Below are 10,134 nucleotides of genomic sequence, written 5' to 3' on the forward strand. Positions count from 1 at the left end.
CCGAGGCCGTCGCCCAGGCGACCCCCGCCGCCCCGCCGCCGGAGGAGGAGCCGCGCGGCCTGGCCGCGCTCGCCGCCTCGGCCCTGCCGGAGCCGCCGCCGGCCATGGTCTACAAGAAGGACGCGATCCGGAACCACCTGCTGATCTTCGCGGGCACGCTGTTCGGCACGCTGTTCATCATCGACAAGTTCAACATCATGCGGTGACGCGGCGGCGCGGCCGCGCGGCGTGGCCCGACCGCGCCCCTCTCTGCACGACGTAACCAGCGCGGTGCTTCGCACGCCCCCGCGAGGCTCCACCGGCGACGTGCTTTCCGCTGCTCGCCGCATCGGCGCCGGTGCTAGCCTATGCTGCGTCGGTGGCCAGAGCAGAGCTCGCCGCCCGGCGACGGCCTTGGACCCCTTGGCCCTTCAGACCGCACCGCGCGCCCACCGGCAGACGGCCCTCTCCCCCCTTGCAGGAGGACGCCATGCGTGGGCACGCCATCAATCCAGCCGAGGCCTCGCCTCGATCACCGATGCCGGAACCCCATCGCGGCCTGGCCCGCCGCCGACTGATCGGCGGTGCGGGACTTGCGCTCGGCACGGCGCTCGGCGCGCCGGTCTCGCCGGCCTCTGGCCAAGCGACGGGCCAGCCGCTGGTGACCAGTCCGCCGGCGCAGCCGGCCGCCACCGAACCGCCGGTGCGGCCCATGGACAGCACGATGCGCGAGCGCGCCGCGGCGGTGCGGGAAGCCGCCGCACGCCAGTGCGGCGCCACGCCCATCGCCGCGCATCCCGCCAATGACGACGAGGCGCGCTATCCCAACAGGATCGGCTCCGACACGCGCGGCCTGCCGCACAACGCGCGCGGCGAGGTGGACCAGGACGCCTGGCGCGCCTTCTTCGCCGCCTGCCAGTCCGGGGACTTCGCCGATTTCGAGCGGATCCCGCTCGGCGGCCAGCGCAAGCTGTTCAACCCGGTCGGCACGCTCGCGGTCAGCCCGCGCGGCCTCACGCCGACGCAGGTCGGCATCCCGGCGGCGCCCGCCCTGGCCTCGGCCGAGCGCGCGGCGGAAACCGTGGAGGTCTATTGGCAGTCGCTGTTGCGCGACGTGCCGCTCAGCGAGTTCCAGGACGACACCGCGCACCGCGAGATCCGCGCCGCGACGGAGGAGCTGAGCCGGCTCCAGGAATTCCACGGCGCGAAGCGGGGCGGCCGCGTCACGCCCGGCACGCTGTTCCGCGCCACCGCCTGCTACATGGACGGCGCCAACCCGCGCGGGCGCGTGGTGGTCCCGGTGGGCGTGCTCGACGGGCCGGTAGTGTCGCAGTTCCTCTACCGCGACGTGCCGCTCGCGGCGCAGTGGATGGATGCGCGGATGCGCACGGTCACGCCCGAGAACGAGTTCCTGACCGACCCCGACGAATGGCTCGCCATCCAGAACGGCCAGCCGCCGCGCCGGCGCCTGACCTTCGATGCCACGCCGCGCTACATCGCCACCGGGCGCGACCTGGCGGAATACGTGCATTCCGGGCCGCCGATGGCGCTGGCGGCCGCGATGCTGCTGGCCACGCCGGTAGGCGGGGCGGACCCGCGCTATTCGGGGCTCTTCCCGCTGGCCCAGCCGGCGCTGAGCGACACCAACCCCTATCGCCGCTCGCGCACCCAGACCGCCGCCACGCCGACCTTCGGGCTTGCGCAGGTGAGCGCGATGCTCGCCGATGCGGTGCCGACCGCGATCCGCGCCGCCTACTGGCAGAAGTACTTCGTCCACCGCACGCTGCGGCCGGAGGCCTATGGCGGGCTGGCGCACCAGCGTCTGGCGAACGGCGTCAGCGACTATCCGCTGCATGACGACTTCCTGCGGTCGGAGGCGCTGGACCGCAGCAAGTCGAAGCACGGCACCTTCCTGCTCTCCCACACCTATCCGGAAGGCGCGGCGCTGCATTCCGCCTATCCGGGCGGCGGCGCGGCACTCGGCGCCGTGGTCGCGACCATCCTGAAGGCGTTCTTCGACGAGAGCCGGGTGATCAGCGATCCGGTGCAGCCCGACCCGCGCGACCCGACCCGGCTGGTACCCTGGAGCGGGCCGCCGCTGACGGTCGGGGGCGAGCTGAACAAGATGGGCTCGAACTACGCCATGGGCCGCGACTGGTCGGGCATCCACTGGCGGTCCGATGCCGCCACCGCGATGGTGATCGGCGAGGAGGTGGCGATCTCGATGCTGCGCGACGAGCGTGCGACCTTCCGCGAACCCTTCGACGGCTTCTCCTTCACGCGCTTCGACGGAACGCGTGTGACGATCTGAAGGCGCATGGGGGCCGGCGTCCGCGGCGGCGCCGGCCCGGCAAGCTGAACCCGCGATCGCGCGGGATCAGCCCTTCGCTGCGCCCTCGGCGGCCTTCGGGCGCACGCCCAGCAGGTGCGCGATGGCGTAGGTCAGGTCGGCACGGTTCAGCGTGTAGAAGTGGAACTCGTCCACGCCGTTGGCCTGCAGCAGGCGCACCTGCTCCGCCGCCACCACCGCGGCGACCATGCGGCGCGTCTCCGCATCGTCGTCGAGGCCGTCGAACAGCCGCGCCATCCAGCCCGGCACCGAGGCGCCGCACATCGCGCTGAACTTCTGCACCTGCTTGAAGTTCGACACGGGCAGGATGCCGGGCACGATGGGCACGGTGATGCCGGCCGCACCGCACAGATCGAGGAAACGCAGATAGACGTCGGTGTCGAAGAAGTACTGCGTGATGGCCCGCGTCGCCCCGGCATCGATCTTACGCTTCAGGAAGTCGAGGTCGGCGATCGCCGAGACGGCGGCCGGGTGCTTCTCGGGATAGGCGCCGACGCTGATGTCGAAATCGGCGATCTTCCTGAGGCCGCGCACCAGGTCCTCGGCCTGGGCGTAGCCGCCCGGATGAGGCGTGTATTCGGTGGCGCCGGCCGGCGGGTCGCCGCGCAGGGCGACGATATGCCGCACCCCGGCCTCGAGGTAGCCGCGCGCCACCTCGTCCACCTCCTCGCGCGTTGCGCCGACGCAGGTCAGGTGCGCCGCCGGGGTCAGCGAGGTCTCGCGCGCCAGGCGCGCCACCGTCTCATGCGTGCGGGCGCGGGTGGAGCCGCCGGCGCCGTAGGTGACCGAGACGAAGCGCGGCGCCAGCGGCTCCAGCCGGCGGATCGCGGCCCAGAGCTGCTGCTCCAGGGCCTCGTTCTTGGGCGGGAAGAACTCGAAGGAGAGCTTCGGCGGCGGCAGGTCCGCCGGCTGCGGCAGGCCCGCGACACGCGGCCCGGTCAGCCAGCGCTGCAGCGTGCCGGCCGACGGTACGTTCATCGCAACGTTCATGGCAGGCTCTCCCCCGCGTCGACATCCGGCCGGGCATCCGCAACGCTTCGCGACACGCTGCCCGTTCCGCTCCGATCCCGGCGGGCATATATAGGCCGCGGCGGGCGCCAGGAAGCCCTGGGGCGCGCCGGTCCAGCGCAGCCCGCCGGATGCCGCCAGGAGGACAACACTTGACCGCCACGCGCCGCCGCCAGCGCAGCCCCCTGCTCGTCCTGTCGCTGGCCCTGGCCGTGGCGACGGCCGGCTGCGCCACACGCCCAGACCCCTCCGACGCAGAGGCCGTGGCGGAGTTCCAGGCCAACAACGATCCCCTGGAGCCGCTGAACCGCGGCATGTATTTCGTGAATGACGGTCTGGATGTCCTGATCCTGCGCCCGGCCGCCGAGGCCTATCGCATCTTCCTGCCGCCCGAGGTGCGCACGGCCATCCGCAACATGCTCGGCAACCTGCGCAGCCCGGTGATCCTGGTGAACGACGTCCTGCAGGGCGAGACCCAGCGCGCCGGGACCACCGTCGGGCGCTTCCTGCTGAACACCACGCTCGGCGTGGGCGGCATCTTCGACGTGGCGAAGGATTTCGGGCTGCTCGGCCACACCGAGGATTTCGGGCAGACCCTGGCGGTATGGGGGATGCCGGAGGGCCCCTACCTGTTCGTGCCCGTCCTCGGGCCGTCCAACCCGCGCGACCTGGCGGGGGCCGGCGTGGACGCGGCGAGCAACCCGCTGACCTGGATCAGCGGCGGCGAATTCTTCGACGCCGCATCCAACACCCGCATCGTGGTGCAGGGCCTCGACACGCGCGAGGGCCTGATCGAACCGCTGGATGCGGTGCGGCGGGAATCCCTCGACCCCTACGCCACGCTGCGCAGCGCCTACCGCCAGCGCCGCGCGGCGGAGATCCGCAACAGCGCGCCCGAATCGCCGGCGGCACGCGGCACGGGCTTCGGTGCCGGCACCGGCATGGAGGGGCCGCGCCGGTGAACCCGCATGCCGTGCCACCGTTGCGGTACCATCGATGAGGATCCTGCGATGACCGCCTTGCTCCGTCGCCGCCAGATGCTTGCCGCCGCAGCGGTCGCAGCGGCCGCCAAGGTCCTGCCGGCCCACGCCCAGGGCGTCGACATCGCCCGCGCCACCAGCTTCATCCAGGCGACCGGCCAGGAACTGGTTGCCGCGATCAACGCCAACGGCGCCTCCGTCGCCCAGCGGCGGGAGCGGGTGGCGCAGATCCTGCGGCGCGCGGTGGATGTCGACGGCGTGGGCCGCTTCATCCTCGGCCGCTGGTGGCGCAACGCGACGCCCGAGCAGCAGCAGGAATACCTGCAGCTGTTCGAGCAGGTGCTGATCCGCAACCTGTCGGCGCGCTTCGGCGAGTACCAGGGCGTGCGCTTCGCGCTGGGGCGGACCCAGGCGCGCACCGAGGACGATGCGCTGGTGAACACCGTGGTGGAGCGGCCGAACACGCCCCCCTTCGGCCTGGACTGGCGCGTGGCAGAGGTGAACGGTCAGCCCAAGGTGGTCGACGTGATCGCGGAAGGCACCAGCCTGCGGCTGACCACGCGCAGCGAATACAGCAGCGTCATCAGCCGCAACGGCGGCAATGTCGCGTCGCTGCTGCAGGCGATGCGCCAGCAGATCCAGCAGCTGGCGGCGCGCGAGGGCGGCTGATGCGCCTGGGCCGCCGGATGGCCTGAGCCCCGCCCACCCGGTCAGGGCGGGCTGGCGGCCGGACGCCAGCGCGCAAGATCCTCCGCGCGCTGCGCGGCCGCCCAGACGCCGTCGTGCCGACGCATCGTCTCCAGCAGCTGCTCGCCGGGACGAAGCTCCGCTTCCATGGCCAGTGCGGCGGTCGCGCCGCGCAGCCGCCAGCTCGCGAAGGCATCCTCCAGCATGCGATAGGTGCGCGCGACGGCGTCGAGCGGCATGCCCGCGGGGCCGAACACGCCGGTCCAGCACTCCAGGTCCAGGCCTTCGGCGCCGAGCTCCTGCGCGGCCGGCACATCGGGCCAGAGCACGCTGCGACGGCGCGCGGACACCGCGAGAAGGCGGATCTGGCGCCGCGTAACGGGCAGCGCGGAGGGCCGCAGCCAGCCGGCCAGCAGCAGCCCGGCCTCGATGTCGTAGATCATGTTCGCGCTGCTTTCCTGCAGCGTCGGGGCCAGATGCGCGCCGCAGAGCCGGCCCATCTCCCGTCCCACCAGGCAGGCCAGCGCGTCGGTGCCGCCAAGCGCGCGTTCGCGCGGGCCGCGCGCCCGGGCGGCCGCCACCACGTCCGGAATGGTCTCGAAGCGCGCATCCGCCCGGACCGCGAGCACCAGCGGCTCGCGCGCGACCTGCGCCACGGCGGTCAGGCGCTGGAACGGGTCCACCGGCAGCGGATCGCGGCCGTAGCGCCCGCCGACCAGCCCGGAGCCGAACAGCAGCAGGTTGCGGCCATCCGGGACGGCATGCTCGATCGTGGCGATGGCGCGCGCACCGCGGTCCACCGATCGGTTCTCCACATGCGGAGCGGCATTGCCCGCGACGGCCACGGCATCGGCCAGCGCGCGGCCGAGCGTGTCGATCGGACTGTCCGGCGCGCCGGGCACGACGAGGCGCAGCGGCGGCCTGGACGCTTCGGCCCGCCCAACGGCGGAGGCGGCGAGGGTGCAGGCCGCCAGGGCAGCGCGGCGAGTGAGGGTCGGAGCGACAGCCATGCCTCGGTCTCGGAAAGAGGACGGCGTCCTCCGATCACGAAATCTCGATCTACGCGAATCGCTCGGATAAAGAAACGGATCGCACCCGCTCCGGCTGCATGTCCGGCATGCCGGCCCGTGCAGGCACAGCCGCCCCTGGTCATCGCCCTGCCGCGCGCACCGCGCCGCCGCTCAGCGCCGGCTCTCGAACACCAGCATCTGGTGCCCCTGGTGGCGGAACTCGCCGCATTCGCGCATGCCGATATCGCCCAGCACCCCGCGCGAGGCCAGGTTGGTCTCCCGCGCCACGGCGATGATGCGCGCGAGCCCGGCGCGGTGGCCGAATTCGAGCGCGGCGGCCGCGGCTTCGCGCGCATAGCCCTTGCCCCGGCATTCCGGCCACAACGCGAAGCGCAGCGCCACGCCGCGCCCGTCCGGCCGCTCCATCAGGCCGCAGATGCCGAGGAAGTCGCCGGTCGCGCGCTCGAAGACGCTCCAGGTGCCGTAGCCGCGCACCAGCCAGAACTCGATGTCGTCCTCCAGCTCCTCGCGCGTGCGTTCGGGCGTGCGCACGCCGTGCAGCATGAAGCCGAAGACGCGCTCATCCGCCTTCAGGCGAATCAGGTCGGGCAGGTGCTCCGGCCCCGGCGGCAGCAGCGAGAGCCGGTCGGTCCGCAGCGTGCGCGGGGCGGCGTGCAGGTTGGCGGACATGTGGCGCGCGCGTTGCCCCCACCCCGACCCTCCCCCGCACGCGCGGGAGAGGGAGAGGGATCTACCTTGCCAATGGGCGGTACTTGATACGGTGCGGCTCGGTCGCCGCGGCGCCGAGACGACGTCGCTTGTCCGCTTCGTAGGCCTCGAAGTTGCCCTCGAACCACTCGACATGGCTGTCGCCCTCGAAGGCGAGGATGTGCGTCGCCAGCCGGTCGAGGAACCAGCGGTCGTGGCTGATCACCACGGCGCAGCCGGCGAAATCCTCTAGCGCATCCTCCAGCGCGCGCAGCGTGTCCACGTCGAGGTCGTTGGTCGGCTCGTCCAGCAGCAGCACGTTGTGCTCGCGCTTCAGCATCTTCGCCAGGTGCACGCGGTTGCGCTCGCCGCCCGAGAGGATGCCGACGCGCTTCTGCTGGTCCGCGCCCTTGAAGTTGAAGGCGGCGACATAGGCGCGGGAGGGGATGGTGCGCTTGCCGATGGTGATCTGGTCCATCCCGTCCGAGATTTCCTGCCAGACGGTCTTGCTGTCGTCCAGGCTGTCGCGGCTCTGGTCCACATAGCCCAGCTTCACCGTCTCGCCGACGGTCAGCGTGCCGCCGTCCGGCTGCTCGACGCCGGTGATCATCTTGAACAGCGTGGACTTGCCGGCGCCGTTCGGCCCGATGACGCCGACGATGCCGCCGGGCGGCAGCTTGAAGTCCAGATCCTCGATCAGCAGGCGGTTGCCGTAGCCCTTGCGCAGCTTGTCCGCGACGATGACGGTGTTGCCCAGCCGAGGCGGGGGCGGGATGATGATCTCGGCCTCGCCGGGGCCCTTCTCCTGGCTCTTCTGCAGCATCTCCTCATAGGCGGTGATGCGCGCCTTGCTCTTGGCCTGGCGGGCGGCCGGGCTGCGGCCGATCCACTCCTGCTCGCGGGCCAGCTGGCGCTGGCGGGCGCTCTCCTCGCGCTCCTCCTGCTGCAGGCGCTTGCGCTTCTGGTCGAGATAGGCGGAGTAGTTCCCCTGGTAGGGGAAGCCGCGGCCGCGATCGACTTCCAGGATCCAGTTGGTCACGTTGTCCAGGAAGTAGCGGTCGTGGGTGACGACCAGCACCGCGCCCTGCCATTCGCGCAGCGTCTTCTCCAGCCACGCCACGCTCTCGGCGTCCAGGTGGTTGGTCGGCTCGTCCAGCAGCAGCAGGTCGGGCTTTTCGAGCAGCAGCTTGCACAGCGCCACGCGCCGCCGCTCGCCGCCCGACAGATGCGCGACCGCGCTGTCGAAGGGCGGGCAGCGCAGCGCGTCCAGCGCGATCTCGATGCGACGCTCCAGCTCCCAGCCCTCGGCGGCGTCGATCTTCTCCTGCAGCTCGGCCTGCTCGGCGAGCAGGGCGTTCATCTCCTCCTCCGACATCTCGTTGGCGAAGGCCTCGGAGATCTCGTTGAACCGGGCGAGCTGGCCGCTGAGCTCGGTGAACGCCTCCATGACGTTCTCGCCGACCGACTTGTCGGGGTTGAGGTGCGGCTCCTGCGGCAGGTAGCCGACGCGCGCCCCCTCCGCGGCCCAGGCCTCGCCGCCGAACTCCTTGTCGAGGCCGGCCATGATCTTCATCAGCGTGGACTTGCCGGCGCCGTTCGGGCCGAGCACGCCGATCTTGGCGTCGGGCAGGAAGGAGAGGGTGATGCCTTTGAACACCTCACGCCCGCCCGGATAGGACTTGGTGAGATCCTTCATCACGTAGACGTACTGCCAGGCGGGCATCGGCTGGGGCTTCCGGCGGAAATGGGGAGAGGCGCGGGTTCTATCGCGCCGGGCGGCGCGATGCCACCCGTCGCAAGCCCAGGCGGCGGCGGGGTCAGGCCGCCTTCAGGTGTTCCTGCAGGCGGGGCATCAGCTCCACCAGGTTGCAGGGGCGGTGGCGGCTGTCGAGCTGGAACAGCAGGATGTCGTCCCAGGCGTCCTTGCAGGCGCCCGTGCTGCCCGGCAGGGCGAACAGGTAGGTGCCGCCCGCCACGCCGCCGATCGCGCGGGACTGGATGGTGGAGGTGCCGATCTTCGCGTAGCTGAGCATGCGGAACAGCTCGCCGAAGCCGGTGATCTCCTTCTCCAGCACGCGGGCGAAGGCCTCCGGCGTGACGTCGCGGCCGGTGATGCCGGTGCCGCCGGTGGTGATGACGCAGTCCACCTCGGGGTCGGCGATCCAGCGGCGCAGGATGCCCTCGATCAGCGGCGCCTCGTCCCTGCAGATCTCGCGCGCGGCCAGGCGATGGCCGGCCTTCACGATGCGCTCCGCCAGGGTATCGCCGCTGCGGTCGGACGCCAGGTCGCGCGTATCGGACACGGTCAGCACGGCGATGTTCACGGGCAGGAAGGCACGGCTCTCGTCGATCGGCATCGGGGTATCTCCTGGCCGCCGAAGATAGGCGCTGCGGGGCCGCCGCCCCAGCCCCTCCGCAGGAACGGGCGGGTCAGCGCCCCACGCGCACCAGGGCGGCGACCTCCTCGGCCTCCAGGAAGCGGGGGAAGCGCCCGGCGGCGATCTCGTCCAGGCTGGGCGAGGCGAAGCCGAGACGCGCGGCGTAGATCCAGGAATAGGTCAGGACGCGCTGCACGAACTGCCGCGTCTCCCCCACCGGGATGCTCTCGATGAACAGGAAGGGGTCGTTCCTGTGCCGTACCGCCGGCTGCCAGCGGGAGAGGTTGCCGGGCCCGTTGTTGTAGGCGGCCAGCAGCCGGATCAGGTCGCCGCCCACCTGCTCGTGCCGCGCGAGGTAATGCAGGTAGCGCTGCCCGACCTCGAGCGAGAAGGCCGGGTCGTGCAGCCGCCTGGCCCCCGCGCCGCGCAGCGAGGGATCGCCGGTCACGTAGCTCGCGGTGGCCGGCATGATCTGCATCAGCCCGCGCGCCCCCGCCGGAGAGACCGCGTCGGGATCGAAGTTCGATTCCTGGCGCGCCAGCGCGTAGACCAGCGAGGGATCGGTGCGGAAGCCCTGCTGCGGGCGAAGCTGCGGAAGCGGGAAGCGCGCGAAGTCGCGCGGGCGGCCATCCGCGCTCTGCTGCAACGCGGCAAGCTGCGACGCCAGGTCTGCCAACCCGGCCTGCGCGGCCACCACCAGCATGGCCCGCATCGTGCCCGGATTGCCCTGCACGCGCGGCCAGAGGCTGCGCAGCTCGGCCTCGGCTCGGTCGCGCTGCCCGACCTGCAGCAGCGCCAGGGCGCGCCACCCGCCGGCGCTCTCGGCCACGGCGGCGGCCTCGCTCTCGCCGGCCAGCTCGCGTTCCCAGGCGAAGCCCATGGCCAGGCCGAGCGAGCGCCGGGCGACCAGGCCGTAGAAGGTGCGCGGCTCCTGCGCGGCCTGCATCATCCAGGGAACGTAGAGCTGCGGCCGGCGGGCCCGCACCGCGGCGCGCGCGGTCCAGAAGGCGGCCGCCGCGCGGGCAGCCGGGGAG

10 protein-coding genes are annotated in these 10,134 nt (G+C 72.2%); 4 read left to right on the forward strand and 6 right to left on the reverse strand.

From position 1 onward, the window contains the following. Both OZN99_RS17585 and OZN99_RS17590 read left to right on the forward strand, forming a co-directional pair. A partial coding sequence (locus OZN99_RS17585; protein ID WP_270936566.1) for a hypothetical protein occupies positions 1-206 on the forward strand: 206 nt, incomplete at its 5' end. 263 nt (positions 207-469) lie between these two features. Next, positions 470-2,290, forward strand: coding sequence for a phosphatase PAP2 family protein (locus tag OZN99_RS17590; RefSeq protein ID WP_270936567.1), 1,821 nt, complete (start codon positions 470-472; stop codon positions 2,288-2,290). A 66-nt stretch (positions 2,291-2,356) separates the two neighbouring features. Here the strand turns inward: OZN99_RS17590 and metF are convergent, their stop codons facing one another. Then, positions 2,357-3,319, reverse strand: a complete 963-nt coding sequence (gene metF, locus OZN99_RS17595; RefSeq protein WP_270936568.1) for a methylenetetrahydrofolate reductase [NAD(P)H] — start codon at positions 3,317-3,319, stop codon at positions 2,357-2,359. Positions 3,320-3,489: 170 nt separating this feature from the next. Here metF and OZN99_RS17600 point away from each other — a divergent pair, with 170 nt between their 5' ends. Both OZN99_RS17600 and OZN99_RS17605 read left to right on the forward strand, forming a co-directional pair. Next, positions 3,490-4,299, forward strand: a complete 810-nt coding sequence (locus OZN99_RS17600; protein ID WP_270936569.1) for an MlaA family lipoprotein — start codon at positions 3,490-3,492, stop codon at positions 4,297-4,299. Positions 4,300-4,347: 48 nt separating this feature from the next. Beyond that, positions 4,348-4,986: an MlaC/ttg2D family ABC transporter substrate-binding protein gene (locus tag OZN99_RS17605; RefSeq protein WP_270936570.1), complete on the forward strand. Its 639-nt coding sequence runs from the start codon at positions 4,348-4,350 to the stop codon at positions 4,984-4,986. A 41-nt stretch (positions 4,987-5,027) separates the two neighbouring features. On the opposite strand, the gene OZN99_RS17610 is transcribed toward OZN99_RS17605, so the two are convergent. The 5 genes from OZN99_RS17610 to OZN99_RS17630 all read right to left on the reverse strand — a co-directional run. Next, positions 5,028-6,014 carry a tripartite tricarboxylate transporter substrate-binding protein gene (locus OZN99_RS17610; protein ID WP_270936571.1) on the reverse strand — a complete coding sequence of 329 codons (987 nt, stop codon included), beginning with the start codon at positions 6,012-6,014 and terminating at the stop codon, positions 5,028-5,030. Between the two features lie 171 nt (positions 6,015-6,185). Continuing rightward, entirely contained in the window at positions 6,186-6,704 is a 519-nt protein-coding gene (locus OZN99_RS17615; RefSeq protein WP_270936572.1) for a GNAT family N-acetyltransferase, read from the reverse strand. Positions 6,705-6,765: 61 nt separating this feature from the next. Continuing rightward, positions 6,766-8,445 (reverse strand): energy-dependent translational throttle protein EttA, encoded by a 1,680-nt coding sequence (gene ettA, locus OZN99_RS17620; protein ID WP_270936573.1) that lies wholly within the window; start codon positions 8,443-8,445, stop codon positions 6,766-6,768. Positions 8,446-8,539: 94 nt separating this feature from the next. Further along, entirely contained in the window at positions 8,540-9,079 is a 540-nt protein-coding gene (moaB, locus tag OZN99_RS17625; protein ID WP_270936574.1) for a molybdenum cofactor biosynthesis protein B, read from the reverse strand. Positions 9,080-9,152: 73 nt separating this feature from the next. Further along, on the reverse strand, positions 9,153-10,134 hold a 982-nt coding region (locus tag OZN99_RS17630), incomplete at its 5' end, for a lytic transglycosylase domain-containing protein (RefSeq protein WP_270936575.1).

The sequence above is a fragment of the Falsiroseomonas oryzae genome, from assembly GCF_027856955.1.
Lineage (GTDB): Bacteria > Pseudomonadota > Alphaproteobacteria > Acetobacterales > Acetobacteraceae > Falsiroseomonas > Falsiroseomonas oryzae.

What these genes read in the sequence shown, in the direction of transcription:
- OZN99_RS17590 (WP_270936567.1), top strand. Translation starts at nt 470, where the DNA reads ATGCGTGGGCACGCCATCAATCCAGCCGAGGCCTCGCCTCGATCACCG.
- ettA (WP_270936573.1), bottom strand. Translation starts at nt 8,445, where the DNA reads ATGCCCGCCTGGCAGTACGTCTACGTGATGAAGGATCTCACCAAGTCC.
- moaB (WP_270936574.1), bottom strand. Translation starts at nt 9,079, where the DNA reads ATGCCGATCGACGAGAGCCGTGCCTTCCTGCCCGTGAACATCGCCGTG.
- OZN99_RS17610 (WP_270936571.1), bottom strand. Translation starts at nt 6,014, where the DNA reads ATGGCTGTCGCTCCGACCCTCACTCGCCGCGCTGCCCTGGCGGCCTGC.
- OZN99_RS17615 (WP_270936572.1), bottom strand. Translation starts at nt 6,704, where the DNA reads ATGTCCGCCAACCTGCACGCCGCCCCGCGCACGCTGCGGACCGACCGG.
- metF (WP_270936568.1), bottom strand. Translation starts at nt 3,319, where the DNA reads ATGAACGTTGCGATGAACGTACCGTCGGCCGGCACGCTGCAGCGCTGG.
- OZN99_RS17605 (WP_270936570.1), top strand. Translation starts at nt 4,348, where the DNA reads ATGACCGCCTTGCTCCGTCGCCGCCAGATGCTTGCCGCCGCAGCGGTC.